Source organism: Pseudomonas lyxosi (assembly GCF_047758685.1).
GTDB lineage: Bacteria > Pseudomonadota > Gammaproteobacteria > Pseudomonadales > Pseudomonadaceae > Aquipseudomonas > Aquipseudomonas lyxosi.
In genome coordinates, this window is the sequence record NZ_CP180481.1 from 5,443,250 (window position 1) to 5,468,929 (window position 25,680).

Below are 25,680 nucleotides of genomic sequence, written 5' to 3' on the forward strand. Positions count from 1 at the left end.
TATTTCCATCAAACACTGAGAATCCTGACATGGCCTTCAACAGCATCGAAGAAATTATCGAAGACTATCGACAAGGCAAGATGGTGCTCCTGGTCGATGACGAGGACCGTGAAAACGAAGGCGACCTGCTGCTGGCCGCCGATTGCTGCACGGCCGAGGCCATCAGCTTCATGGCCCGGGAAGCGCGTGGTCTGATCTGCCTGACCTTGACCGACGAGCACTGCCAACGCCTCGGGCTGGAACAGATGGTGCCGAGCAATGGCAGCGTGTTCAGTACGGCGTTTACCGTGTCCATCGAGGCCTCCGTGGGCGTGACCACCGGCATCTCCGCCGCCGACCGGGCGCGTACCGTGGCAGCCGCCGTCGCCGTTAATGCCGGGCCCGCCGACCTCGTGCAACCCGGTCATATTTTCCCGCTCCGTGCCAAGGAAGGCGGCGTGCTGACTCGCGCCGGTCATACCGAGGCCGGATGCGATCTGGCACGCCTGGCCGGCTTCACCCCGGCCTCGGTGATCGTCGAAGTAATGAACGATGACGGCACCATGGCCCGCCGCCCGGACCTGGAAGTGTTCGCGCGCAAGCACGGAATCAAGATCGGCACCATCGCCGACCTGATTCACTATCGCCTCAGCACCGAAAGCACGGTCGTGCGTATCGGTGAACGTGAACTGCCCACAGTGCATGGCACTTTCCGGCTGATCACTTTTGAAGACCGCATCGAAGGCGGCGTCCACATGGCAATGGTCATGGGCAAGTTGCACCGGGACGAACCGACGCTGGTGCGCGTGCATGTGATCGATCCGCTGCGCGATCTGGTGGGCGCCGAATACAGCGGGCCGTCCAACTGGACGTTGTGGGCGGCGTTGCAGCGAGTGGCCGAGGAAGGTCGTGGCGTGGTGGTGGTGCTGGCCAATCATGAGTCGTCACAGGCGTTGCTGGAGCGTGTGCCGCAACTGACCCAGCCGCCACGGCAGTTCAGTCGTTCGCAATCGCGCATCTATTCTGAAGTAGGGACCGGGGCACAGATTCTGCAAGATCTCGGCGTGGGCAAGTTGCGTCATCTCGGCCCACCGCTGAAATACGCAGGCTTGACCGGTTACGACCTGGAAGTGGTCGAGAGCATCCCGTTCACCCAGTGATCCCCTCGCCACAAAAAAACCGCTTTTGGCTGATAGCCGGTAAGGCAAAGTGCTTGCACAAAGTTTGGAATACCATAATATGATATTCCATAGACCGAACGCTTCAGCCAAGTGCGCCCGACAGGGAAAGCACCAACAACAGCCCTTGGCACGGTCGCCTTTGAAGGCCAGATGGACCTACTGCTCCCGATAGGCGGGCACTACAAAGCCCGCTCAAAACACAACAAATGAGGGCGTGAAAATGGTGTTGAACAAACGTGCAACCGCAGTACTGTTCGCGGGTTTACTGGCCACGGCCAGTCACGTGGCAATGGCGGCCGAAAGCGTCAACTTCGTCAGCTGGGGCGGTAGCACCCAGGATGCGCAAAAGCAGGCCTGGGCCGATCCGTTCAGCAAAGCCAGCGGCATCACCGTGGTCCAGGATGGTCCGACCGACTACGGCAAACTCAAAGCCATGGTCGAAAGCGGCAACGTGCAGTGGGACGTGGTCGACGTCGAAGCGGACTTTGCTTTGCGCGCCGCCGCCGAAGGCTTGCTCGAACCCCTCGATTTCTCGGTCATCCAGCGCGACAAGATCGACCCGCGTTTTGTCTCCGATCATGGCGTCGGTTCGTTCTTCTTCTCCTTTGTCCTCGGCTACAACGAAAGCAAGCTCGGCGCCAGCAAACCTCAGGACTGGTCCGCGCTGTTCGACACCAAGACCTATCCCGGCAAACGCGCCCTCTACAAATGGCCAAGCCCAGGCGTGCTGGAACTGGCCCTGCTGGCCGATGGCGTAGCCGCCGACAAGCTCTACCCGCTGGACCTGGATCGCGCCTTCAAGAAACTCGACACCATCAAGAAAGACATCGTCTGGTGGGGCGGCGGTGCCCAGTCGCAACAGTTGCTGGCCTCTGGCGAAGCCAGCATGGGGCAGTTCTGGAACGGCCGGATCCACGCCCTGCAAGAAGATGGCGCACCGGTGGGCGTGAGCTGGAAACAGAACCTGGTCATGGCCGACATTCTGGTCGTGCCCAAAGGGACAAAAAACAAGGCTGCGGCCATGAAGTTCCTGGCCAACGCCAGCAGCGCCAAAGGACAAGCTGACTTCTCCAACCTGACCGCCTATGCGCCGGTCAACGTCGACAGCGTGGCGCGCCTCGATTCGGTGCTGGCCCCTAACCTGCCGACTGCCTACGCTAAGGATCAAATCACTCTTGATTTCGCGTACTGGGCCAAAAACGGTCCGGCCATCGCGACACGGTGGAACGAATGGCTGGTCAAATGAAAATGACGGCAACTGCGTCCCGCCAACCCGCGCAGACCGGGAGCGCCACTGGCGCTGCCGGCTCGGCACTCGGCAAGGCGGCTGCGATGAACCAATCCCCTTCACTGGCACAGCGCTGGCGTGGCGCAAGCAACCTGATTCCCGCCCTGCTGTTCCTCGGCTTGTTTTTTCTGGCGCCGCTGATTGGGTTGCTGTTGCGAGGCGTGCTGGAGCCGGTGCCGGGGCTGGGCAACTACGAGCAGCTGTTCGCCAACTCGGCGTATGCCCGGGTCTTGCTCAACACCTTCTCGGTGGCCGGACTGGTGACCCTGTTCAGCCTGCTGCTCGGTTTTCCACTGGCCTGGGCGATCACCCTGGTCCCCCGTGGCTGGGGGCGCTGGATTCTCAACATCGTGTTGCTGTCGATGTGGACCAGCCTCCTCGCCCGGACCTATTCCTGGCTGGTGCTGTTGCAAGCCTCCGGGGTGATCAACAAGGCGCTGATGGCGATGGGCGTCATCGATCAGCCGCTGGAGATGGTGCATAACCTCACCGGCGTGGTGATCGGCATGAGCTACATCATGATCCCGTTCATCGTGCTGCCGCTGCAGGCGACCATGCAGGCCATCGACCCGATGATCCTGCAGGCCGGTTCGATCTGCGGCGCCAGCCCTTGGACCAACTTCTTCCGGGTGTTCCTGCCGCTGTGCCGGCCGGGGCTGTTCTCCGGTGGCCTGATGGTGTTCGTGATGTCGCTCGGTTACTACGTCACCCCGGCGTTGCTGGGCGGTGCGCAGAACATGATGCTGCCCGAGTTCATCATTCAGCAGGTGCAGTCGTTCCTCAACTGGGGCCTGGCCAGCGCCGGCGCCGCGTTGCTGATCGTCATTACGCTGGTGTTGTTCTACTTCTACCTGAAGCTCCAGCCGGAATCCCCGGTTGGCGCCAGCAACGCGAGGTAAGCCGTCATGCTCCTGACCCCCAATGCCATGAGCCGCCGGATGCGTTTCGGGCTCTACTTCACCACGGGCTTGATCGCGCTGTTCTTGCTGCTGCCGATCGTGTTTATCGTGTTGCTGTCCTTCGGCTCCTCCCAGTGGCTGGTCTTCCCGCCACCGGGCTGGACGCTGAAGTGGTACGGCCAGTTCTTCTCCAACGCCGACTGGATGAACGCGGCCGTAGCCAGCCTCAAGGTCGCGGTACTGACCACATTTTTTGCTGTGGCCCTGGGCTTGCCCACCGCTTTCGCTTTGGTGCGCGGACGCTTCCCAGGACGGGAAATACTCTACGGCCTGTTCACCCTGCCGATGATCGTGCCGCTGGTGATCATCGCGGTGGCGGTGTACGCGCTGTTTCTGAAATTGGGCTACACCGGGACGATGTTCGCTTTCGTGGTCAGCCACGTCATTGTTGCGTTGCCGTTCACCATCATCTCGATCATCAACTCGCTGAAGCTGTTCGATCAGTCGATCGAGGATGCCGCGGTGATCTGTGGCGCCTCGCGCCTGCAGGCGGTGTTCAAGGTGACCTTTCCGGCCATTCGTCCGGGCATGGTGGCCGGCGCCCTGTTCGCGTTCCTGGTGTCCTGGGATGAAGTGGTGCTGAGCGTGATGATGGCCAGCCCGACCCTGCAAACCCTTCCCGTGAAAATGTGGACCACCCTGCGCCAGGACCTGACGCCCATGATCGCCGTCGCCTCGACGCTGCTGATCGGCCTCTCGGTATTGGTCATGGTGATCGCCGCCGCCCTTCGCCGGCGCAATCCAATCAGCGCCTGAGCGCCCAGGAGTACGACATGAGTGCAGTGATCAAAGCCCAACAAAACGATCAACCGTTAGTTAGCCTGCGTAACCTGAACAAGTACTACGGCGATTTTGCCGCCGTGGACAACATCTCGCTGGACATCAAGGACGGTGAATTCCTCACATTTCTTGGCTCTAGCGGCTCAGGTAAAAGTACAACGCTGTCGATGCTCGCCGGCTTCGAAACCCCGAGCAGCGGCGAGATCCTGGTCAATGGCCAATCGCTGGTCAACGTGCCGCCGCACAAGCGCGACATCGGCATGGTGTTCCAGCGTTATTCGCTGTTCCCGCACCTGTCGGTACGCGACAACATCGCGTTCCCGCTGGCCATTCGCAAACTGGCCAGCGCCGAGCGCGAGCGTCGGGTCGATGCGATGCTCAAACTGGTGCAGCTTGAGCAATTTGCGCATCGCCGCCCTTCGCAACTGTCCGGCGGCCAGCAGCAACGTGTGGCGATTGCTCGGGCGCTGGTTTATGAACCACGCATTCTGCTGATGGACGAACCGCTCGGTGCGCTGGACAAGAAACTGCGCGAAGACTTGCAGGATGAACTGCGTCAGCTGCATCGGCGTCTGGGCATCACCATTGTCTACGTGACCCACGACCAGGAAGAAGCCATGCGTCTGTCCCAGCGCATCGCGATTTTCAGCCACGGCAAGATCGTCGGTTTGGGCAGCGGTTACGACCTGTACCAGAACCCGCCGAATGCCTTTGTTGCTTCGTTCCTTGGTAACTCGAACTTCCTCAAGCTCAAGGCTCAAGGCAATGCGGTCGCTACGTTTGAAGGGCAATCGTTGTCGATTCGACTGACCGCAGGATTGCAAACCAATCAGGATGTTCTGCTGATGGTGCGCCCTGAAAAGGCTTTGGCATTGAGCGTTGAGCAAGCGGCTCAGGAACCGCTGGCGGCAGGCTGGAATGAAGTGTCGGCCATTGTGGGCGAAGTGCTGTTCCTCGGTGAAAGCCAGACCTGCACGGTGATGACTTCGGGCGGCACCTCGATGACCGTCAAGGCGCTCTCCGCTGCCGGCATGCCGCTGAAGACTGGCGACCCGGTGCGCGTGCGATGGGCCACTGCGGATGCTTGCGTTTATACCGAATGGGCTGAGAGTGATCTGAACAAGGCTGCTGGGGCTCATTGATTTGGCGCCGGTCCATGCCAGTGGGCCGTGATTTATCTGTCACCCTCAGGTCGCTGCAACGTCGGGTTGTGGCGGCCTTTTTTTTGCTTTTTGGGTTGGGGGCATATCCATTGTTTTGGTAACGGCGGCTGACGGTTTCGCTTTTACAGCGAGTCACTTTCGAAAAGCCTGCGCGGCCCGGCGGAAAGTAACCAAAGCGCTTTTGCCCCTCCATTCGGTGCCTCGCCTAGGCTCGGCATGCCCTCACTCCGGCATTGCTCCGGGGGCCCGCCGCCATCGGCCATCCATGGCCGGGGGCGGCTACCGCGGCATCCTTGCCGCGGTGCCCCCTGCGCAACGCCTGCGTTCGGCCTCTGGGAAAGGGGCAACAGATCAAAATCAAAATCAAAAACCAAAGCAACGGCAACGGCAACGGCAACGGCAACGGCAACGGCAACGGCAACGGCAAGATCAACAGCTTCGCGAGCAAGCCCGTTCCCACATAAAGCAGATCGGCGTACAGCTTTTGCTTCTCACCACTCAACAGGCCGAGCGTTAGCTCGCCTGCAGCTTTTGATCTTGATGCACCGCCCCCTCGAGAGGCCGAGTGGAGGTTCTGCGCAGTGGGCAACCCGGCATGGATGCCGGGTTAGCCGCCCCCGGCCATGGATGGCCGATGGCGGCGGGCCCACGGAGCAGGACCGGAGCGAGGGCATGCCGAGCCTAGGCGAGGCACCGAACGAAAGGGGCAAGAGCGTTTGGTTACTTTGCGCTTTTCAAAGTGACCCGCCGTAAGGGCGGAACCAATAGCCGCCGTTACCGAAGAAACGGATACACACACAACCTAGCGCAAATAAAAATGCCCGGCAGAGACCGGGCATTCCAGACGAACTCAAGTCGGGCGCTAGTTTGTGTAACCCAGTTTCGCTGCCTTGCTCTCTTGCCCCTGCCCACGCGTCGCCAGGCAGTAATACAACGGACAAGTCACCACCAACCCCACCAGCCACGACAAATCAGCACCTTCCACCAGATTGGCATACGGCCCGACATACAACGACGTATTGGCAAACGGCAGCTGCACGATAATCCCGATGAAATACGCAACAATCGCATGCAGATTAAACCGCCCGTAAATCCCGCCATCCGCACGGAAGATCGAGGCAATGTCATAACTGCCACGCTTGATCAGATAGAAATCAATCAGGTTGATCGACGCCCAAGGCACCAGCACCAACAACAGCGCCAGAATCAGCCCGATGAACTGCGAGATGAAGTCCGACGAAGCGCCCAATGCGATAAAACAGCAACCCGCCAGCACAACACTCGACAACACCACGCGCACTTTGATGCTCGGCGTCCACTGACTGGCGAAGGTCTGGATCGAGGTGATGATCGACAGCACGGCGCCATACAGATTCAAGGCGTTGTGGCTGATGATGTTGAGCAAGAACAGCACCATCAGGATCGGCCCCAACCAGCCGGTAGACTGCTTCACCGCGACCATCGCTTCGGTGCCTTCCGGGGTGGCCAGCACTGCCACCGCGCCGAAGGTGAACGACAGAATAGTGCCCAACGTCGCGCCCAGATACGTGGCGAAAAACGGCCGGGCGATCCCGATATCCGCCGGCAGGTAACGCGAGTAGTCCGACACATAAGGCGAGAAACTGATCTGCCAGATGATCCCCAACGACACCGTTGCAAGCCAGCCCGACAGGTTGAAACCGCCGCGGGTGAAGAAGTCCGCCGGCAGGTCATGGGCGAAGATGTAAAGGAAACCGGCAAGCAAGGCACTGCCCATGACCCAGGTCCCGATGCGGTTAAGGGTGTGAATGAAGCGGTAACCGATCACCCCGATCGCGGTGGCGCTCAAGGCGCCGATGAGGATGCTCGCCGGCACCGGAACCGAAGGTGCAATGCCGACAATGGACTTGCCGGCCAGCACGATGTTGGAGATGAAAAAACCGATGTAGATGATCGCCGCAAAGAACACGATCAGCAGCGCACCATAACGACCGAACTGGCCGCGGCTCTGCACCATCTGCGGAATCCCCATGCGCGGACCTTGAGCCGACGCGAGGGCAATCACCAGACCGCCGACCATATGCCCGAGCGCAATCGCCAACAGCCCCCAGAACAGATCAAGGTGGAACACTTGAACCACCATGGCGCCAGTCACGATGGGCAACGGCGCGATGTTGGTGCTGAACCATAATGTGAAAAGGTCGCGGGCCTTCCCGTGGCGTTCCGCGAGTGGGACGTAATCGACCGTGTGATTCTCGATCAGGGGGTCTTGCCGGGACATCTGGGACATGTGCATGAACTCTAGTTTGTCTGATCTTATAGTTGTACGAAGCCAAACCGGGGGAGCTCTTCGGCTACCCCTCAGATGCCGGCCATATTATGGTATTCCATCTTTTAAACAAGACTGATCCGGTCTTTTAGCGCCCATCTGCCTCGTAATCGTGGCGCCTCAGCGCCCGCAGAGACGGGTTAAAAGCCCCGTAAACATTGACTTAAAGACCCAAGGAGCACGTTTATCGGGTCGAAAAAAAAGCCCTTGCAAACTATGTATTACGGTATACCATCAGACCTACAAACACATAAAAACCGCATTACACCGCCAGAGGACCGTCCCATGATCGATGCCGCCATCTACAAACAAGTGATGGGTTCGTTTCCGTCCGGCGTGACCGTGATCACCACGCTGGATGACGACGGCCAAATCGTCGGCCTGACCGCCAGCGCCTTCAGCTCGCTGTCCATGGACCCGGCCCTGGTGCTGTTCTGCCCCAACTACAGCTCCGATTCCTATCCAGTACTGATCAAGAACAAACGCTTTGCCATTCACGTCCTGTCCGGCGGCCAGCAGAGCGAAGCCTATGCCTTCGCACGCAAAGGCAAAGACAAGGCGCAAGGCATCGAATGGACCTTGAGCGAACTGGGTAACCCGATTCTGGCCAATGCTACGGCGGTGATCGAATGCGAGCTGTGGCGCGAATATGAAGGGGGCGACCACGCGATCATGGTCGGCGCGGTGAAGAACCTGATCGTGCCCCAGCACAACGCCGGGCCACTGGTGTATTGCCACGGAAAAATGGGCGCCCTGCCCGTGCTCGCCTGATTCGACAATACTCAGAGATAGCTTGCGTACATTGCGAATATCCAGACTCCAATAATCAGCCCGGTCGACTCTCGATCGACCGGCCAACAACAAAAGATCCGAGGTAAGCGTCATGAAGTTTTCCCTGTTCGTGCACATGGAACGTTGGGACGAAAGCGTCAGCCACCGTCAGCTGTTCGAAGACTTGACCGAACTGACCCTGATGGCCGAAGCCGGCGGTTTCAGCACTGTCTGGATCGGCGAACACCACGCCATGGAATACACCATCTCGCCAAGCCCGATGCCGCTGCTGGCCTACCTGGCGGCCAAAACCACCACCATTCACCTCGGCGCCGGCACCATCATCGCGCCGTTCTGGCACCCGTTGCGGGTCGCCGGCGAATGCGCACTGCTGGACGTGATCAGTAACGGTCGCATGGAAGTCGGTCTGGCCCGTGGCGCCTATCAGGTGGAGTTCGACCGCATGGCCGGCGGCATGCCCGCCTCCTCCGGCGGTCAAGCACTGCGCGAGATGGTTCCGGTGGTGCGCGCCCTGTGGCAAGGCGATTACGCTCACGATGGCGATATCTGGAAATTCCCGACGTCCACCAGCGTGCCGAAGCCGATCCAGAAGCCCAATCCGCCGATGTGGATCGCCGCCCGCGACCCGGACTCGCATAACTTCGCCGTGGCCAACGGCTGCAACGTCATGGTCACGCCGCTGATGAAGGGTGACGAAGAAGTCCTCGACCTGAAGAACAAATTCCAGGCGGCCCTGGACAACAACCCGGACGTACCACGCCCGCAACTGATGGTGCTGCGTCACACCCACGTCCACGCGGCCGATGACCCGGACGGCTGGAAAGTCGGGGCCAAGGCGATCTCCAGGTTCTATCGCACGTTCGATGCCTGGTTCGGCAACAAGGAAGTGCCGGTCAACGGCTTCCTGGCACCGAGCCCGGAAGAGAAGTTCGCCGAACGTCCGGAGTTCAAACTGGAGAGCCTGCACAAGACCGCCATGATCGGCACCCCGGAAGAAATCATCCCGCGCATCAAGTATTACCAGGAACTGGGGGTCGACGAGTTCAGCTTCTGGTGCGATAACAGCCTGCCCCACGCGGAGAAGAAAAAATCCCTGGAGCTGTTTATCAAGCAGGTCGTTCCCGCGTTTCGTTGATTTAATGTGGGAGCGAGCTTGCTCCCACAGTTGATCTGCTGTGTTTTACAGATCTCAACTACCCAATGAATCGACTCAGGGCTGACCCGCCCTGCGCTCGAAAATCGCGCCCTCGATACCCAGCACTTCCCGGGTGTCGGCATAAATCCCCACACCCTTTTCCCAAACATGCTTGATCGACTGATCTGCGCAGCGTATCCGGTAATTGAGTTCGAACGGTTCCTGCCGTGACAGGGCATATTGCACCTCGCGCCAGACGTAGTCGGCATCCTGGGCCAGGATCAGGCTGTTGTAGGTGAACTCATGGTTGTCCACCAGCCGCTCCGGTGGATACCCGGTCAGTTGCAGGCAACCGGCACTGACGAATTCCATGGTCCAGTCGCGGTTGTTGCGGCCGCGATAGATCAGCCCCGGCATGCTGTCGAGCAGGCTCATGCTGCTGCGCTGGCTGGCCTGCAAGGCAATCTCGCGCCGCTTGTGCGCAGTGATGTCGCCGGCCACCAGATAGAAAGCCTGAAGCCCGCGCTTCAGGCTGACGTCGAACCAACGCAGTTCCCCCGAAGGATGAACAAAACGCAGCCGCTGGTTGAAGGAGGTTTCGGGGCGCCGACGCAGTTCATGCAGGGCCTGACGCCACAACGAACGGTCTTCGTGGTGCACATAGTCGATGAGGTTGCGTTCCGTACCCGGCAGATCCATCAGCTCGACCCAGGCCAGGTTGAAGTGGGCGATCTGACCGTTATCGCGCAGTTCGAGCAACGCCGCAGGAAAGCGATCCATCAGGTGCAAGGGCAGTGTCTGCACTAATGCCTCTGGCCGTTCCATCATCTAATGACGCTCCTCGTGTCTTACCGACGCGCCGTTGTGCACCCACGCAGCCAGCTCCAGGCGCGAGTGCAGGCTGAGCTTCTGCAAGAGATTCCTCACATAGATCTTCACCGTGCCATCGCTGATCCCCAGTTCCCGGCCGATCTGTTTATTGCTCATGCCGGCGGCGATCAGGGCCAGAGTCTGCCCCTCACGCTCGGTCAGGTTGCCGGTGTCGAGCGGATCCGAATCGTGCGCAGGCCGGGTCACCGACTGGCCCTGATCGGCCAGCAGCGCAATCAGGGTTGAATCCAGAACGATCGCGCCCTTGTGGCAATTGCGCATGTAAGCCAACAACGCATCAGGCTCGGTTTCCTTGAGCACATAACCACTGGCGCCCAGGCGCAGGGCCGTCAACAGCTCGGCGCGATCCATCGATGCGGTGAGCACCACCACTTGACAGTCGAGGCGCAACTGACGCAGTTCATCGAGCACCTGCAAACCGCTCAAGCCGGGCATGTGCAGATCCAGCAAGACCTGCTGCGGTGCCAGGCTCACGGCCAGGTTGATGCCTTCGCGGCCGCTGGCGGCCTGCCCCACCACTTCGAAGTCGTCGCTGGCACCGAACAGCTGTGCCAGGCCTTTGCGAAACAACGGGTGATCATCGATCAGTAATAAGGTCGTGCAGTCCATCGAAACTCCCCTGTGGCAGGTCTTGGTGGCGGCGAAGGCCAAGGTGTACGCGAACCCCGTGCGGGCGGATCGCCTCAATGGTCAGTCGGGCGCCAATGCTCGCGGCGCGCTCGCGGATAATCGCCAGGCCGAAATGGTTTTCCTCCCCTGACGCCGGGCTCAGTCCGATGCCGTCATCCTCCACCGATACGCAGGCTTCACCGTCCTGGTTTTGCCGCAACTCGATGCGCACATGCCGTGCATGGGAATGGCGTACCGCGTTGGCCAGTGCCTCGCGAATGATCTGCAGAATCTGCAATTCGGTTTCCGGGCTCAAAGCATCATCAGTCAGGCGATTGTCCAGTTCAAAAACGATGATGCAGCGCCGCGAGAACTCAGCGACAGAGTCGGCCAGAGCCTGACGCAGCGAGCGCCCGTCCATGGTCAGACGAGCGCTGGTAATCAGCTCCCGCACCTGACGCTGCAACTGACTCAAGCCGCCGCACAGTTCCTGCAACGCGGCGTTGGCGTGCGCAGGCTCGCCCAACTGCGACTGCAGCAAACGCGCCTGGAATGACAGATAACCCAACTGCTGAGCCACCGAATCGTGCAACTCACGAGCCAGGGCGCCGTGCCGGGAGGTCGCCTGTTTGCGCTGTTGCTCACGGGTGTAGCAGCGCAAACGCACGGTGACGCCGACCGCCTGCGCCGCCTCTTCCAACAACTGGCGCCAGCTTGCGTGGACCGGTTGTGGGGTATCCAGCAACAACACCCCTTTGCTCGAATCATCACTTTGCGGCAAGGCACACACCAGGCGATGAACGCCCCGTTGCCGACAAGGGCCACAGACCTGAGCCACATCATCCAGTGTTGAATCGCGCCAAGGGCAGCGTTCCACGTCCTGGCAGCCCTCGATCAATCCGCGCCGCGCCGGCCCCAGGTCTTCGCCGCCCAGGATCAGATTCAGCTTGCAGGTCGGCAACACTGCTTCGAAACGGTCCAGAAAACCTGACAAGGCACCGTCAGCGTGCACCTGACACAAGGGCAATCCGGTCAGTAGTTTGCGCACGCTGCGTGCCTGTTCGGGGCGGATACGCCCCAACCAGAGCGGCCACCACTGCGGTTGTGTTCGCACTATCGATAACTCCCCGTCCGGTTGCTCAGCCTTGAACAAAGACCAGCAACTTCCATGCCCCGGACAGGCGTTGTTCAGGGCTTATCTCCAAAGGCATAGCCCTTTTTCCGGATTGAGAAGATTTTCCCCATAGGAAAGTATCTTCCCCAACAGGAAACAAATTCCCAGTTCAACGCCAGGAAAGCTCACATGACGGATAGACACAGCGCCGCCCCGGACCGACTTCACAGCCTCCCGTGCTATCGCCAACCGCTGCCTCGTGAAAGCGTCACCCGGCACATCGTGGTCATGCAATCGGCGGCCGTCTGCACGCCCTTTGTCGGGGAACTGGAACAGCCCTTGGTGCTGAATGGCGAGAGCGCCGACTTTTCCCGCCGCCTGCATCAGGTGCTGGTTAGCGCCACCGTCGGCAGCCATCTCTACATCATGGGCGACGAGGCCTTTATCTGGCGTATCCACGGCGAGGCCCGCAGCGCCGGACTGGAAGATGACGAGATCGACATCACCCGTACGATTGCCGGCCAGCGCCTGGTGTATTGCGTGCACTGCGGCCTGACTCAGGCCGCCGGGCCGGAGCCGCTGCTGAGCTGCATCGGTTGCGCCGTCGGGCTGGAAGTCCGCGAACACTTTTCCCGACGCCTCGGGGCGTACCTCGGCGTCTGCACCGACCCCGACCAGCCTTACGCCGGAGTCCGGTCATGAGCGCCGTCATCGAGGTGCGGGTCAGTGCGGCGAGGATGCTTACCCCAGTGGTGCGCGAATTTACCCTGCAGACGTGCGCCAAGCCCCTGCCGGCATTCTCCCCCGGCAGTCATGTGCAGGTTCACCTGCCGCTAGCCGAAGGCAAGGTGCGCAATGCCTATTCACTGACCAGCGACCCTGCGGACAACCGCCATTACCGCATCGCCGTGCGCCTGCAGGAAGTCTCCCGCGGCGGCTCGCACTACCTGCATCGGCAGGTCCAGATCGGCGACACGCTGCAGATTTCGCCACCGGCCAATCTGTTCGCCCTGCACTCGACCGCCAGCCTGCACATCCTGATCGCCGGAGGCATCGGCATCACGCCGTTCATGGCCTACATCGCGGCCCTGGAACAACGCCAGGCTCACTTCGAATTGCACTACCTCTGTCGTCCGGGCCTGAGCGATGCCTATGTCGAGGCGTTGCAACAGCGGCTGGGATCGCGCCTGCACACCTACGCCAGCCGCCCGGACCTGAGCCGGATCCTGCGTGATCGACCGCTGGGCAGCCACCTTTACACCTGCGGCCCGCAACCGTTGCTCGACGCGGTTCGGCAACAGGCCAAGGCACTTGGCTGGCCGCCCAGTCGCGTGCACTGGGAAGCGTTCAATGCCGCACAACCGGGCCGCCCCTTCGAGCTGGAACTGCTGCGCAGCGGCCGGCGCCTGCGGGTCGGCACCGATCAAAGTCTGCTCGAAGCCCTGGAATCCGCTGGGCTGCAGATCCCCAACCTGTGCCGTGGCGGGGTCTGTGGCCAATGCATGACCCGCCACGTGGGCGGCGACATCGAACACCGCGACAGTTTCCTGAGCCCCGCCGAGCAGGCCGACTTTCTCATGCCCTGTGTCTCCCGCGGCTGCGGCCCTACCGTTTCGCTGGATCTTTAGGAGTCGACCATGACCATTCAACTAAGCCCCGTGCAGAGCTATCGAGACGATTTCAGCTTTCGCAACAGCCCAGCTGCCATCAGTCGTTTCCCTTTCCCCTTCACCGAGGACAGCTACCTGTATTCGGTGAACATCGAACCAGCGACTTCCCGGGATCCCGGCTCGATCTACCAGCACGGGTTCGACATCGACGAACACTACCGCTCGGAAATGGCCGAACGCGCCCTGGTGCTGGACAAGGATCCGCGCCGCTACCTGGTGATGCCGCACATGCAAGTGGCGGCCTGGGATGCGCTGCAGATGCTCATGGAGCACCTGGCCGCCGACTATCCGCAGTGGTTCACCCTTGAGCGTGACGCTGAACACTGGCATTGGCGCAACACCCTGCTGGATATCGATCAGCGCTTTGTGTTCGGTGATGCCGCGACCCTGCCTTGCGAACCGCTGGAGTTCATTGGCCGACAGGTGCAGGGGGATTTCGCCCTGCTCGATCAACGCGACGGCGATCTGTACATGGACGCCGGCCTGGTCACCAGCCCGGCCGACTGGTCCCTGGCCTTCGACGCCGGCATGAGTTTCAAGCAGTGGCATTCGCCGGTGCCCATGGCCCACCAGATGGGCATCTTCGACCGCGCGCTGAAGTACCTGCTCAACCTGCAGGTGGGGCAGCCGGTGCGGCGTCTGAACTGGACGCTGACCATCAACCCGCGCCTGGACTCCTCCCCCGAGACTTTCCATGAATGGGGCGCCGACCGCGGCCGCATTACCGCCGAGAACGTCGGGCAACAGGTTCACTTGCGGGTCGAGTTGCAAGTGATGGTCCGTCTGCCCCGCAGCAACGCGGTGATGTTCAGCATCCGCACCTACCTGATCAGCATGCAGGAACTGGTCACTCAGCCCGGCTGGGGCTGCCGCCTGCACCGTGTGCTGCGCGACCTGCCCGAGCCGATCGCCGACTACAAGGGCATGAGCCGCTACCGACAGACCCTGGTCGAGTGGCTGAGCCGCTTCGATCCGCAAGCCTGAACCCTGACCCACTCTCACCGACAAGGATCTTCACATGGCGCATTCATGGCGTATTTCTGCACTGGCCGAACGGCACCGCGCACTCGGCTCGAACCTCGAAGACTGGAACGGCATGGGCACTGCCTGGACCTACGACAGCGACCTCGCCGATCACCATCAGGCGATCCGCACCCGGGCCGGGCTGATGGACGTGTCCGGGCTGAAAAAAGTCCACTACGTTGGCCCCCACGCCGAGAGCCTGCTGCAATGGGCGACCACCCGCGACATCGCCAAGCTCTACCCCGGCAAGTCGGTGTACGCCTCGATGCTCGACGAGGAAGGCAAATTCGTCGATGACTGCATCGTCTACCGGACCGGACCTAACGCGTTCATGGTGGTGCACGGTGCCGGCAGCGGCCACGAAATGCTGGTGCGCTCATCCCAGGGCCGGCAAGTGGCGGTGCTGTTCGATGACGACCTGCACGACCTGTCGCTACAAGGGCCGCTGGCGGTGGACTTTCTCGCCGAGCACGTGCCAGGGATCCGTCAACTGCCTTACTTCCATCACCTGCAAACCCGCCTGTTCGACCGTCCGGTGATGATCTCTCGCACCGGTTACACCGGCGAGCGCGGCTACGAGATTTTCTGCAAGGCCGCCGATGCCCCGGCGCTGTGGGACACGATCCTTGAACAAGGCGCGGGCCTGGGCATCATCCCGTGCGCCTTCACCGCCCTGGACTGGTTGCGGGTGGAAAGCTCGCTGATGTTTTTCCCCTACGACAACTCGCAGATGTACCCCTTCGCCGATCAGAAGGCGGGCGACACCCTGTGGGAAATGGGCCTGGATTTCACTGTCTCCCCGGACAAGCGCGAATTCCGCGGCGCCGAAGAACACTTTCGCCTGCGCGGCCAGGAGCGCTTCAAAATCACCGGCGTGTTGCTCGAAGGCGTGCGCGCCGCCGAAGCCGGCGACACCCTGTGGCAAGGCAACCAGCAAGTCGGAGTGATCACCTGCGGCATGTATTCGCGCTTGAGCAAACGCTCGATGGCCATCGCCCGCATGAGCGTCGACTGCTCGGTCCCAGGCATTGCCCTGCAGGTGCGCGGCAGTCAGGAAAGCGCCGCCGTGACCCACGCCCTGCCCTTCGACGATCCGGAAAAAACCAAGCGCACGGCCAAGGGCTGAGCCTCCAACCACTTTATCCAAGGGACCTTCGATGGACACTTCCAACGAGCATTACATCCTCAAGATCAATTGCCCGGCAGCGTCCGGCATCGTTGCCGCGATCACCACCTGTCTGGCCGGACAGCAGTGCTACATCAGCGAGCTGGCGCAATTCGACGACGAGTTCACCGGGCAGTTTTTCATGCGCGCGGTGTTCCGCTTCAACACCGGCGTGACCGGCGATGTCGGTGCTCTGCGCGAAGGTCTAGGCGACTTGGCCGGCGGCTTCGACATGCAGTGGCAGCTGTTCTGCAGCAGTCAGCCGACCCGCGTGCTGCTGATGGTCAGCAAGTTCGACCACTGCCTGACCGACCTGCTGTACCGGCACCGCAAGGGCGAGATGGACATGCACATCACCGCCGTGGTTTCCAACCACCTGGACCTGCGGGCCATGGCTGAACGCGAAGGTATTCGCTTTATCTACCTGCCGGTCAACAAGGACAGCAAGGCCAGCCAGGAAGCCGAGTTGATGCGCATCGTCGAGGACACCCAGACCGACCTGGTGGTACTCGCCCGCTACATGCAAATTCTGTCTGACGGTCTGTGCCAGCAGCTGTCCGGCCGGGCCATCAATATCCATCACTCGTTCCTACCCGGTTTCAAGGGTGCCAAACCCTATCACCAGGCCTACGACCGTGGCGTGAAGCTGATCGGCGCCACCGCCCACTACGTCACCAGCGACCTCGACGAAGGCCCGATCATCGAGCAGGAAATCCAGCGAGTCGATCACACCTACCTGCCCGATGCGCTGGTCGCCATCGGCCGCGACACCGAAACCGTAGCGCTTTCCAAAGCCCTGAAATACCACCTGGAACACCGGGTGTTCATCAACCAGGACAAGACGGTGATTTTTCGCTGAGCGAGCCCTTTTCCGATCCATAGCCACGAGATACAGCCACGAGAGACGACCATGACCACACGCGTAGCAATCATCGGCGCCGGCCCTTGCGGCATGGCTCAACTGCGGGCATTTCAATCGGCCAGGGACCAGGGAACGCCCATCCCGGAACTGGTCTGCTACGAAAAACAGCAAGACTGGGGCGGCATGTGGAATTACACATGGCGCACCGGCCTGGACGAGAACGGCGAACCGGTCCACGGCAGCATGTACCGCTATTTGTGGTCCAACGGACCGAAAGAGTGCCTCGAGTTCGCCGACTACAGCTTCGAGGAACATTTTGGACGCCCTATCGGCTCGTATCCGCCACGGGAAGTGCTGTGGGACTACATCAAGGGTCGCGTCGAAAAAGCCGGGGTTCGCGACTACATCCGTTTCAACAATGTGGTGCGCCAAGTCACCTTTAGCGAAGAGACTCGCCGCTTCACGGTGGTCGCACACGACCATGGCAGCGATACCCGGACTTCGGAAGAGTTCGACTATGTGATAAACGCCTGCGGGCATTTTTCGACGCCGAAGATGCCGCACTTCCCCGGGTTCGAGCAGTTCGGCGGGCGTATCCTGCACGCCCATGATTTCCGCGAGGCGCTGGAGTTCAAGGGCAAGGATCTGCTGATTGTCGGCAGTAGCTATTCCGCCGAAGATATCGGTTCCCAGTGCTACAAATACGGCGCCCGCAGTATCACCAGCTGCTACCGCACCGCGCCCATGGGCTATGACTGGCCCGCCAACTGGGAAGAAAAGCCGCTGTTGCAACGCCTGGAAAAAAACCGCGCGTACTTTATCGACGGCACCCACAAGCACATCGATGCAGTGATCCTCTGCACCGGCTACAAACATCACTTCCCCTTCCTGCCGGACGAACTGTGCCTCAAGACTGACAACCGACTGTGGCCGATGAACCTGTACAAAGGCATTTTCTGGCAGCCCAATCCGCAACTGATCTACCTCGGCATGCAGGACCAGTGGTACTCGTTCAACATGTTCGATGCCCAGGCCTGGTACGCCCGCGACGTGATCCTGCAACGCATCGCTCTACCCGACCAGACACGAAGGGCCGCCGATATCCAGGAATGGCATGCCCGCGAACAGCAGCTTGAAACCAACCAGCAGATGTTCGAATACCAGGGTGCCTATATCCAGCAACTGGTGGACGCCACCGACTACCCGAACTTTGATATCGCCGGGGTCAACGACACCTTCCTGCACTGGAAGCACGACAAGGCCCACAACATCATGGGTTACCGCGACAAATCCTACCGATCGCTGATGACCGGCACCCAGTCGCCACCCCACCACACGCCTTGGTTGCATGCCCTGGACGATTCCATGGCGGCGTACCTCGCTGAACCGCCGATGTCCGTCAAGTCGATCGGTTGACCCGGGAGCCCCACCATGAATGCACCTCGTGTTTCCCGCCCGCGGGAGCCCGGACTCTTTGCCCGGGCCCCGGCCCTGGAGCGCTATCGAGTGGCCGCCGGCGGCCTGACCCTTGTCGCGTTGCAGCCCGGCGACAGCCTTCAGGTGATCGACCTCGAAGGCCGGCAACCCTGCGAATTGCTGGCCGTCGATACGCTGGGCCGCAGCGCCCTGGCGGCCTGGGCGCTGAGCGGTTCGACGGCCTGCGGGTTCATCGGCGCACGGCTCGCCGAGCCGACCTTGCAATCGCGTCGCATTGGCCAGGCGCTGAGCCGACGTGCGATTGATCCACATCACCTGCCCAGCGCCGCGTCACTCTGGGACGAGGAAAGCCCTGCCGACTTCAGCCGTCACTTCGTCGCCAGCGATGAGCTGCTAGTGATCGTCGCGGCACCCGCCGGGCCAACGGCCGTCGACCGCCAGTATCGGCCCAGCGAGCTGCGACTGCTGGTGACACGGGCCAATCCCTCGCCCCTGCTGCTGCCACACTTGCCCGAGCCGCTGGGTGAGCTGCTGGACGAGTTCACCATCGGCGCCGGCACCGCCCACAGCTACACCGTCGGCAAAGGTCAGTACGTGCAGGTGCTGGATGTCGCCGGTCGCCAGTGCTCGGACTTCGTCGCTCTGGATCGGCGGGCACTGGATCGCGGTCTGGAACTGGACCTTGACCAGACCGTGACCCGCACCCTGAACGGCAGCGCCTACCCGGCACCAGGACTGTTCTCAAAGTTTTTCGACCGACAGATGCAACCGATGCTCGAGGTGGTGCGTGACACCGTCGGCCGCCACGATTCCTTCGCCCTGGCCTGCGCCGCGCGCTACTACGAGAGCCATGGCTACTTCGGGCACGACAACTGCAGCGACAACCTCAGCCGAGTGCTCGCATCCCATGGGGTCAAGGCCCGCAATGGCTGGCCGGCGATCAATTTCTTTTTCAATACCGGAATCGACGCGCACCAGCAGATGACCCTCGATGAACCCTGGTCGCGCCCCGGCGACTACGTGCTGCTGCGGGCCATGACCGACCTGCTGTGCGGCAGTACCTCGTGCCCGGATGACATCGACCCGGCCAATGGCTGGAACCCGACCGATATCCATATCCGCATCTACAGCGAAAAGGAGCGTTTTTCCATCGCCATGAGCACTCGAACCACGGCCGATGCCGACCCGATACTCACCCGTGAGTCCGCGTTTCACTCACGCACCAGCGCCTTGACCGGCAGCTTCGTCGACTACCGCAACTGGTGGCTGCCGCTGCGCTATGACGGCTATGGCGCAATCGAGGAATACCTTGGTTGCCGCGAGCGAGTGGCGGTGATGGACCTGACCGCCCTGCGCAAATTCGAAATCATCGGCCCCGACGCGGAAGCCTTGTTGCAGTACTGCCTGACCCGCGATGTGCGGCGCCTGGCGGTGGGTCAAGTGGTGTATTCGGCGATGTGTCACGAGCACGGCGGCATGCTCGACGACGGCACCCTGCTGCGCCTGGGCCCGGACAACTTTCGCTGGATCTGCGGCGAGGATTACGCCGGTGTCTGGCTGCGCGAACAGGCGCAAAAGCTCGGGATGAAGGTCTGGGTCAAATCCGCCAGCGAGCAGATTCACAACTTGGCGGTGCAAGGCCCGATGAGCCGCGAGCTACTCAAACAAATGATCTGGACCGCGCCCAACCAGCCGAGTCTGGAAACCCTGGGCTGGTTCCGTTTCCTGGTGGGCCGCCTGGACGGTTACGACGGCTGCCCGCTGATGATCTCGCGCACCGGCTACACCGGCGAACTGGGCTACGAAGTCTGGTGCCAGCCCGAGGATGCCGAGCGGGTCTGGGACCGGATCTGGCAACTGGGCCAACCTTTGGGCCTGGTGCCGCTGGGCCTGGAAGCGCTGGACATGCTGCGCATCGAAGCCGGGCTGATTTTTGCCGGTTACGAGTTCAGCGACCAGACCGATCCGTTCGAGGCCGGTATCGGCTTTTCCGTTCCGTTGAAAGGCAAAACCGATGACTTCATCGGCCGCGACGCCCTGCTACGGCGCAGCGCTCATCCCGCTCACAAGCTGGTGGGCCTGCAACTGAGCGGCAATGAAGGCGTCCACCACGGCGACCCGGTGTACCGCGGCCGAGCCCAGGTCGGGGTCATCACCAGTGCCTGCCGCTCGCCGCTGCTGGCCAGCAATATCGCGCTGTGCCGGGTGGACGTGGCCTGCGCCGACGTCGGCACAGCGTTGGAGATTGGCAAAGTCGATGGCCTGCAGAAGCGCATCAGCGCCACGGTCACCGCAGCGATTTTCTACGACCCGGACAAGAGCCGGGTACGCAGTTGATCGATCACATGAGCTTAAGCGCCACCCGACTTTGACTGCCCCACTACCACTCTACTCAGACATGGGAATACGAAGATGGAAGCGACTACGTTCGAGGCCGTACCGCAGGCCGCCAGCTCAGTGGGCAGCCTGCACCGCAAGATCGATTGGCGCGGGGCTTTCTGGGTCGCCAGTGGCGTGCCCGCCCTGGTCCTGTTCTCTATCGGCGCAATTGCCGCCACGGTAGGCAAACCGGCCTGGATCGTCTGGATTGTGTCGATTCTGTTCGGCTTCATCCAGGCCTTCACCTATGCCGAAATCGCCGGGTTGTTCCCACACAAATCCGGTGGCGCGTCGGTCTACGGTGCAGTCGCCTGGGTGCGCTACAGCAAGCTGATCGCACCGGTCTCGGTGTGGTGCAACTGGCTGGCCTGGTCCCCGGTTTTGTCCATTGGCTCGGGGCTGGCAGCCGGTTACATCCTCACCGCATTGTTCCCCGCTGATGCGCTGATCAATACCTGGCAACTGACCCTGCTTGACCTGGGCTGGGTCAAGAGCGGCCTGTCGCTACGGATCAACGCGACGTTCGCCATCGGCCTGCTGATTTTACTGACAGTGTTCGCCGTGCAGCATGGCGGCATCTTGCGCTCGGCACGCCTGACCCTGGTGCTTGGCGTGACCTCGCTGATTCCTCTGTTGCTGGTGGGCGTGGTGCCGTTGTTCACCGGGGACGCGGCCCAGGCCAACTTCCTGCCTTTGTACCCGCTGGCCCATGACGCGGCCGGGCAAGTGATCGACGGGCCATGGGACATGTCCGGCTGGTCGTTGATGGCCGGCGGCCTGTTCATGGCCGCATGGTCCACTTACGGCTTCGAAACCGCGGTGTGCTACACCCGGGAATTCAAGGACCCTAAGCGTGACACGTTCAAGGCCATTTTTTACGCCGGCCTGCTGTGCATTCTGGTGTTCACCCTGGTGCCCCTCGCGTTTCAGGGCAGCCTCGGTCTCGGACAGCTGGTGACCCCGGCGGTGCTGGATGCCAGCGGCACGGTGGTCACACCGGCGGTCTACAACGGTCTGTTGTCGCCGGCGATCTACAGCGGCATGGGCGTCGGCCAGGTCATGGCGGACAGCATCGGCGGCGGCAAGCTGGTGGCCAACATCGTGCTGATCATGTTGGTCCTGGCCACGTTGCTGGCGATCATGACCTCGATGTCCGGCTCCTCGCGCACTCTGTATCAGGCATCGGTGGATGGCTGGTTGCCGAAATACCTGGGGCGCACCAACGAACACGGCGCGCCTACCGCAGCGATGTGGACCGACTTGTCGTTCAACCTGCTGCTGTTGCTGATGTCCGATTATGTGTTCGTGCTGGCCGCGTCCAACGTCAGCTACATCATCTTCAACTTTCTTAACCTCAATGCCGGCTGGATCCATCGCCTGGACCGTCCCGACTGGATACGCCCGTACAAGGCCCCGACCGTGCTGTTGGTCGCGGGTGGCGTACTGAGCTTTGTCAACCTGGCGTGCATGGGGCTGGGAGCCGATATCTGGGGCGCCGGCACCCTGGTGACCGGCCTGTTGCTGGCGTTGTTGATCCTTCCGGTGTTCTGCTTCCGGCACTATGTGCAGGACAAGGGACGCTTCCCTGAAGCGATGCTCAGCGACCTGTACATTCAGACCGATGCCGGTCAAAAACGCGCCGGCTGGTTGCCTTATGCCACGCTAATCGCGGGTGTACTGGTGGTGTACGGTTGCCATCAACTGGTAGCCTGAGCGCCCTTGCCTGCTGGTCTCTGATGGATCATCGGGGCGCAACGACGCCTCGATGATCACTTCGCCCCCCTATCAATCAAGACGACGGTGACTCTTTTGATCAGCACCACCCCTGCACTTGCCCGTGTTATCGACGGCAAAGCCATCTCTGCCCAGGTTCTCGACGAAGTTCGAGAAGAGCTTCTGGTCCTGGCCGGACAGCAGATTTACCCCGCCCTGGCCGTACTGCTCGTCGGTGAAGACCCGGCCAGCGAGGTCTATGTGCGCAACAAATTGCTGCGGGCCAAAGAAGTCGGGATTCGCTCCCTTGAATACCGTCTGCCGGACGACGCCAGCCAGGCGCAAGTGCTGGAACTGATTGCCCAACTGAATGCCGACGTCACGGTGAACGGCATTTTGGTGCAGTTGCCCCTGCCGGGACATATCGACGAGCCGGCAGTGATTCACGCCATCGACCCGATCAAAGACGTGGACGGTTTTCATCGGGAAAACGTCGGCGGCCTGGTGCAAGGCATCGAAGTCCTGACACCCTGCACGCCCAGCGGCTGCATGCGTCTGCTGCACGAAACCTGCGGTGAGTTGAGCGGCTTGCACGCGGTGGTCATCGGTCGTTCGAACATTGTCGGCAAACCCATGGCGACCCTGTTGTTGCAGGCCAACTGTTCGGTCAGCGTGGTGCACTCGCGCAGTGTCGATGCACCGGCGTTGTGCAGGTTGGCGGACATCGTGGTCGCGGCGGTGGGTCGACCAGAGTTGATCGACGCCAGCTGGCTCAAAGCCGGGGCGGTGGTGATCGATGTCGGCATCAATCGCATTGCCAGCGAAACCGGCCATCGGCTGGTAGGTGATGTCAATTACGCCAGTGCGCGCACCGTTGCCAGCGCGATCACGCCGGTACCCGGTGGGGTCGGGCCGATGACCATTGCTTATCTGCTGAAGAACACCCTGATCGCCAGTCAGTTGCAGCGTGCTGCTGGGCGGCCTCTGGTTTGTTGATCGAGTACATATCCGTTTCTTCGGTCACGGCCGCTATAGGTTCCGCCCTTACGGCGGGTCACTTGGAAAAGCCCCAAGTAACCAAGGGCTCTTGCCCCTTTCGTTCGGTGTCTCGCCTAGGCTCGCCATGCCCTCGCTCCGGTCCTGCTCCGTGGGCCCGCCGCCATCGGCCATCCATGGCCGGGGGCGGCTAACCCGGCATCCATGCCGGGTTGCCCACTGCGCAGAACCTCCACTCGGCCTCTCGAGGGGGCGGTGCATCAAGATCAAAAGCTGCAGGCGAGCTAACGCTCGGCCTGTTGAGTGGTGAGAAGCGTGCGTACACCCACTCCCCCCCGGCCTTGCTCGCGAAGCTGTTGATCTTGCTGTTGCTGTTGCCGTTGCCGTTGCCGTTGCCGTTGCTTTGGCTTCAGATCTGCCGCCCCTTTCCCAGAGGCCGAACGCAGGCATTGCGCAGGGGGCACCGCGGCAAGGATGCCGCGGTAGTCGCCCCCGGCCATGGATGGCCGATGGCGGCGGGCCCCCGGAGCAATGCCGGAGTGAGGGCATGCCGAGCCTAAGCGAGGCACCGAATGGCGGGGCAAGAGCCCTTGGTTACTTGGGGCTTTTCCAAGTCACTCGCTGTAAAAGCGAAACCGCCAGCAGCCATCACCGCAGAAACGGATATGTACTCAGACAACAAAACAAAGGTCGGCTATCAGGCCGCTTTCGCAAAAAACCCGGTCAGTAATGCCAACCGGGTTTTCAGTGGTTCAAGCGAGACAACGATCAACCATCAAGATCAATGGTTATAGGCACTCTCGTTGTGCTCGGCCAGGTCCAGCCCCATCTCTTCCACCGACTCGTCGGCACGCAAGCCGATCACCGCGTTGATCACCTTGAGAATGATCCAGCTGATGACGAAGCAGTACACCGTCGTCAGCAACACGCCCTTGATCTGCGCCACAACCTGAGCGCCCATGGTCACGCCTTCCACCAGTCCGCCCAGGGACGGAACACAGAAAACGCCAGTCAACACCGCGCCAATCATTCCGCCGATGCCGTGCAAGCCAAACACGTCGAGGCTGTCGTCATATCCGAAGCGGCGTTTCAGCACAGTGACGCTCAAGTAGCAGAACACCCCGCACAGCAGACCGATGGCCAACGCGCCGCCGACGCCCACATACGCACACGCCGGAGTAATGCCGACCAAACCGGCCAAAGCACCGCTGGCCAGGCCCAAAGCACTCGGCTTACCGACCTTGAACCACTCGGTGAACATCCAGCCGAGAATCCCGGCGCAAGCCCCCAGTTGCGTATTGAGCATGACAATGCCCGAAGTGCCATTGAGACCGCCGCCGGAACCGATGTTGAAGCCGAACCAGCCGACCCAGAGCATCGCCGCGCCGGCCATGGTCAAGCTCAAGTTGTGGGCGGGCATTGGCGTATTCTGGTAACCCTTGCGCTTGCCGAGAATCAGGCACGCGGCCAACGCGGCAACGCCAGCATTGATATGCACCGCAGTGCCGCCGGCAAAATCGAGGACACCCCAGTTATGCATCAAAGCGCCCGAACCACCCCAGACCATATGGGCGACGGGCGCATAAACCAGGGTAAACCACAGCGCCATGAACCACAGCGCCGCCGAGAACTTCATGCGCTCGGCGAATGCACCGGCAATCAGCGCCGGGGTAATGATCGCGAAGGTCATCTGGAAGGTCACAAACACGCCTTCCGGAATGTCACCGACCAGGCTCTCCGGGGTCATGCCAGCCAGAAATGCCCGACTCAAACCACCGACGAAACTGTTGAATGTCACCTGTCCCTCGACCATGCCGGTGCTGTCCACCACCATGCTGTAGCCATAGATCACCCACAGCACGCCGACCAGGCCGGCGATGCCGAAGCACTGGGTGAACAGCGAGAGCATGTTTTTCGCCCGCACCAGACCTCCGTAGAACAAGGCGAGGCCCGGCAGACACATGAACAGCACCAGCACCGCTGCGGTCACCATCCAGGCGGTGCTGCCGGTGTTCAAGGTGGGTGCATCGGCCGCCTGGGCGAGCGGCGCGAGCGCGCCGGCCGCCAATAAGACAAGAAGGGATTTGCCGAGAAGACGATTGACCATTTTCAAAGCTCCTGCAAAAGAATGGAAAGTGTCTGGCAGCGAGCAAAGTGAGTATGCACGGGCCTCTTGGTGGGCCCCTTGATCTGATCGTTCCCACGCTCCTGCGTGGGAATGCAGCCCGTGACGCTC

22 protein-coding genes are annotated in these 25,680 nt (G+C 61.3%); 17 read left to right on the plus strand and 5 right to left on the minus strand.

Features of this window, described 5'->3' with window-relative positions:
- The first annotated feature begins 29 nt into the window (after window positions 1-29).
- The 5 genes from ribBA (at window position 30) to ACMXYI_RS24980 (ending at window position 5,329) form a co-directional block, all read left to right on the plus strand.
- Window positions 30-1,139: a bifunctional 3,4-dihydroxy-2-butanone-4-phosphate synthase/GTP cyclohydrolase II gene (ribBA, locus tag ACMXYI_RS24960; RefSeq protein ID WP_415769520.1), complete on the plus strand. Its 1,110-nt coding sequence runs from the start codon at window positions 30-32 to the stop codon at window positions 1,137-1,139.
- Window positions 1,140-1,380: 241 nt separating this feature from the next.
- Window positions 1,381-2,406 carry an ABC transporter substrate-binding protein gene (locus ACMXYI_RS24965; protein ID WP_415769521.1) on the plus strand — a complete coding sequence of 342 codons (1,026 nt, stop codon included), beginning with the start codon at window positions 1,381-1,383 and terminating at the stop codon, window positions 2,404-2,406.
- Entirely contained in the window at window positions 2,403-3,347 is a 945-nt protein-coding gene (locus ACMXYI_RS24970; RefSeq protein ID WP_415773979.1) for an ABC transporter permease, read from the plus strand. The genes ACMXYI_RS24965 and ACMXYI_RS24970 overlap by 4 nt, the downstream gene beginning before the upstream one ends.
- Window positions 3,348-3,353: 6 nt before the next feature.
- The gene (locus ACMXYI_RS24975; RefSeq protein WP_415769522.1) at window positions 3,354-4,163 is read left to right on the plus strand and encodes an ABC transporter permease; all 810 of its coding nucleotides are present in this window, start codon (window positions 3,354-3,356) and stop codon (window positions 4,161-4,163) included.
- A gap of 17 nt (window positions 4,164-4,180) precedes the next feature.
- Window positions 4,181-5,329: an ABC transporter ATP-binding protein gene (locus ACMXYI_RS24980; RefSeq protein ID WP_415769523.1), complete on the plus strand. Its 1,149-nt coding sequence runs from the start codon at window positions 4,181-4,183 to the stop codon at window positions 5,327-5,329.
- Between the two features lie 883 nt (window positions 5,330-6,212).
- Here ACMXYI_RS24980 and ACMXYI_RS24985 read toward each other — a convergent pair.
- Window positions 6,213-7,619 carry a purine-cytosine permease family protein gene (locus ACMXYI_RS24985; RefSeq protein ID WP_415769524.1) on the minus strand — a complete coding sequence of 469 codons (1,407 nt, stop codon included), beginning with the start codon at window positions 7,617-7,619 and terminating at the stop codon, window positions 6,213-6,215.
- Between the two features lie 324 nt (window positions 7,620-7,943).
- Here ACMXYI_RS24985 and ACMXYI_RS24990 point away from each other — a divergent pair, with 324 nt between their 5' ends.
- Both ACMXYI_RS24990 and ACMXYI_RS24995 read left to right on the plus strand, forming a co-directional pair.
- Window positions 7,944-8,429, plus strand: a complete 486-nt coding sequence (locus ACMXYI_RS24990) for a flavin reductase family protein (protein ID WP_128872071.1) — start codon at window positions 7,944-7,946, stop codon at window positions 8,427-8,429.
- A gap of 112 nt (window positions 8,430-8,541) precedes the next feature.
- Window positions 8,542-9,585, plus strand: coding sequence for an LLM class flavin-dependent oxidoreductase (locus tag ACMXYI_RS24995; RefSeq protein WP_415769525.1), 1,044 nt, complete (start codon window positions 8,542-8,544; stop codon window positions 9,583-9,585).
- Between the two features lie 75 nt (window positions 9,586-9,660).
- On the opposite strand, the gene ACMXYI_RS25000 is transcribed toward ACMXYI_RS24995, so the two are convergent.
- The 3 genes from ACMXYI_RS25000 to ACMXYI_RS25010 are packed head-to-tail and all read right to left on the minus strand — an operon-like array spanning window position 9,661 to window position 12,133.
- Window positions 9,661-10,413 (minus strand): PAS domain-containing protein, encoded by a 753-nt coding sequence (locus ACMXYI_RS25000; protein WP_415769526.1) that lies wholly within the window; start codon window positions 10,411-10,413, stop codon window positions 9,661-9,663.
- Window positions 10,414-11,085, minus strand: coding sequence for a response regulator (locus ACMXYI_RS25005; protein WP_415769527.1), 672 nt, complete (start codon window positions 11,083-11,085; stop codon window positions 10,414-10,416). It abuts the gene before it with no gap.
- Window positions 11,054-12,133 carry an ATP-binding protein gene (locus ACMXYI_RS25010; RefSeq protein WP_415773980.1) on the minus strand — a complete coding sequence of 360 codons (1,080 nt, stop codon included), beginning with the start codon at window positions 12,131-12,133 and terminating at the stop codon, window positions 11,054-11,056. The genes ACMXYI_RS25005 and ACMXYI_RS25010 overlap by 32 nt, the downstream gene beginning before the upstream one ends.
- A 255-nt stretch (window positions 12,134-12,388) precedes the next feature.
- On the opposite strand from ACMXYI_RS25010, the gene ACMXYI_RS25015 reads away from it, so the two are divergent.
- The 10 genes from ACMXYI_RS25015 (at window position 12,389) to ACMXYI_RS25060 (ending at window position 24,238) form a co-directional block, all read left to right on the plus strand.
- Window positions 12,389-12,901, plus strand: coding sequence for a dimethylamine monooxygenase subunit DmmA family protein (locus ACMXYI_RS25015; RefSeq protein ID WP_415769528.1), 513 nt, complete (start codon window positions 12,389-12,391; stop codon window positions 12,899-12,901).
- Window positions 12,898-13,827 (plus strand): PDR/VanB family oxidoreductase, encoded by a 930-nt coding sequence (locus tag ACMXYI_RS25020; protein ID WP_415769529.1) that lies wholly within the window; start codon window positions 12,898-12,900, stop codon window positions 13,825-13,827. The genes ACMXYI_RS25015 and ACMXYI_RS25020 overlap by 4 nt, the downstream gene beginning before the upstream one ends.
- 9 nt (window positions 13,828-13,836) lie before the next feature.
- Entirely contained in the window at window positions 13,837-14,853 is a 1,017-nt protein-coding gene (locus ACMXYI_RS25025; RefSeq protein WP_415769530.1) for a heme-dependent oxidative N-demethylase family protein, read from the plus strand.
- A 34-nt stretch (window positions 14,854-14,887) separates the two neighbouring features.
- Complete coding sequence (locus tag ACMXYI_RS25030; protein ID WP_415769531.1) at window positions 14,888-16,018, plus strand: aminomethyltransferase family protein; 1,131 nt, start codon at window positions 14,888-14,890, stop codon at window positions 16,016-16,018.
- A gap of 31 nt (window positions 16,019-16,049) precedes the next feature.
- Window positions 16,050-16,916, plus strand: coding sequence for a formyltetrahydrofolate deformylase (purU, locus tag ACMXYI_RS25035; protein ID WP_415769532.1), 867 nt, complete (start codon window positions 16,050-16,052; stop codon window positions 16,914-16,916).
- A 51-nt stretch (window positions 16,917-16,967) separates the two neighbouring features.
- A complete protein-coding gene (locus tag ACMXYI_RS25040; RefSeq protein WP_415769533.1) occupies window positions 16,968-18,335 on the plus strand; it encodes an NAD(P)-binding domain-containing protein in 1,368 nt (455 codons plus the stop codon).
- Window positions 18,336-18,350: 15 nt separating this feature from the next.
- Complete coding sequence (locus ACMXYI_RS25045; protein ID WP_415769534.1) at window positions 18,351-20,693, plus strand: DUF1989 domain-containing protein; 2,343 nt, start codon at window positions 18,351-18,353, stop codon at window positions 20,691-20,693.
- Between the two features lie 75 nt (window positions 20,694-20,768).
- Window positions 20,769-22,448: an APC family permease gene (locus ACMXYI_RS25050; protein ID WP_415769535.1), complete on the plus strand. Its 1,680-nt coding sequence runs from the start codon at window positions 20,769-20,771 to the stop codon at window positions 22,446-22,448.
- Between the two features lie 87 nt (window positions 22,449-22,535).
- The gene (locus tag ACMXYI_RS25055; RefSeq protein WP_415769536.1) at window positions 22,536-23,444 is read left to right on the plus strand and encodes a bifunctional 5,10-methylenetetrahydrofolate dehydrogenase/5,10-methenyltetrahydrofolate cyclohydrolase; all 909 of its coding nucleotides are present in this window, start codon (window positions 22,536-22,538) and stop codon (window positions 23,442-23,444) included.
- Between the two features lie 572 nt (window positions 23,445-24,016).
- Window positions 24,017-24,238, plus strand: a complete 222-nt coding sequence (locus tag ACMXYI_RS25060; RefSeq protein ID WP_415769537.1) for a hypothetical protein — start codon at window positions 24,017-24,019, stop codon at window positions 24,236-24,238.
- On the opposite strand, the gene ACMXYI_RS25065 is transcribed toward ACMXYI_RS25060, so the two are convergent.
- Window positions 24,226-25,551 carry an ammonium transporter gene (locus ACMXYI_RS25065; RefSeq protein ID WP_415769538.1) on the minus strand — a complete coding sequence of 442 codons (1,326 nt, stop codon included), beginning with the start codon at window positions 25,549-25,551 and terminating at the stop codon, window positions 24,226-24,228. The genes ACMXYI_RS25060 and ACMXYI_RS25065 overlap by 13 nt on opposite strands.
- Window positions 25,552-25,680 lie beyond the last annotated feature (129 nt).

Bases quoted from the DNA above. Each gene is read 5' to 3' on its own strand.
- ACMXYI_RS25045 (WP_415769534.1), top strand. From the start codon at position 18,351: ATGAATGCACCTCGTGTTTCCCGCCCGCGGGAGCCCGGACTCTTTGCC.
- ACMXYI_RS24975 (WP_415769522.1), top strand. From the start codon at position 3,354: ATGCTCCTGACCCCCAATGCCATGAGCCGCCGGATGCGTTTCGGGCTC.
- ACMXYI_RS25005 (WP_415769527.1), bottom strand. From the start codon at position 11,085: ATGGACTGCACGACCTTATTACTGATCGATGATCACCCGTTGTTTCGC.
- ACMXYI_RS25015 (WP_415769528.1), top strand. From the start codon at position 12,389: ATGACGGATAGACACAGCGCCGCCCCGGACCGACTTCACAGCCTCCCG.
- ACMXYI_RS25020 (WP_415769529.1), top strand. From the start codon at position 12,898: ATGAGCGCCGTCATCGAGGTGCGGGTCAGTGCGGCGAGGATGCTTACC.
- ACMXYI_RS25040 (WP_415769533.1), top strand. From the start codon at position 16,968: ATGACCACACGCGTAGCAATCATCGGCGCCGGCCCTTGCGGCATGGCT.
- ACMXYI_RS24980 (WP_415769523.1), top strand. From the start codon at position 4,181: ATGAGTGCAGTGATCAAAGCCCAACAAAACGATCAACCGTTAGTTAGC.
- ACMXYI_RS25060 (WP_415769537.1), top strand. From the start codon at position 24,017: ATGGCGGGGCAAGAGCCCTTGGTTACTTGGGGCTTTTCCAAGTCACTC.
- ACMXYI_RS25050 (WP_415769535.1), top strand. From the start codon at position 20,769: ATGGAAGCGACTACGTTCGAGGCCGTACCGCAGGCCGCCAGCTCAGTG.
- ACMXYI_RS25025 (WP_415769530.1), top strand. From the start codon at position 13,837: ATGACCATTCAACTAAGCCCCGTGCAGAGCTATCGAGACGATTTCAGC.
- ACMXYI_RS24995 (WP_415769525.1), top strand. From the start codon at position 8,542: ATGAAGTTTTCCCTGTTCGTGCACATGGAACGTTGGGACGAAAGCGTC.
- ACMXYI_RS25065 (WP_415769538.1), bottom strand. From the start codon at position 25,551: ATGGTCAATCGTCTTCTCGGCAAATCCCTTCTTGTCTTATTGGCGGCC.
- ACMXYI_RS25030 (WP_415769531.1), top strand. From the start codon at position 14,888: ATGGCGCATTCATGGCGTATTTCTGCACTGGCCGAACGGCACCGCGCA.
- ACMXYI_RS24985 (WP_415769524.1), bottom strand. From the start codon at position 7,619: ATGTCCCAGATGTCCCGGCAAGACCCCCTGATCGAGAATCACACGGTC.
- ribBA (WP_415769520.1), top strand. From the start codon at position 30: ATGGCCTTCAACAGCATCGAAGAAATTATCGAAGACTATCGACAAGGC.
- ACMXYI_RS24970 (WP_415773979.1), top strand. From the start codon at position 2,403: ATGAAAATGACGGCAACTGCGTCCCGCCAACCCGCGCAGACCGGGAGC.
- ACMXYI_RS24990 (WP_128872071.1), top strand. From the start codon at position 7,944: ATGATCGATGCCGCCATCTACAAACAAGTGATGGGTTCGTTTCCGTCC.
- purU (WP_415769532.1), top strand. From the start codon at position 16,050: ATGGACACTTCCAACGAGCATTACATCCTCAAGATCAATTGCCCGGCA.
- ACMXYI_RS24965 (WP_415769521.1), top strand. From the start codon at position 1,381: ATGGTGTTGAACAAACGTGCAACCGCAGTACTGTTCGCGGGTTTACTG.
- ACMXYI_RS25000 (WP_415769526.1), bottom strand. From the start codon at position 10,413: ATGATGGAACGGCCAGAGGCATTAGTGCAGACACTGCCCTTGCACCTG.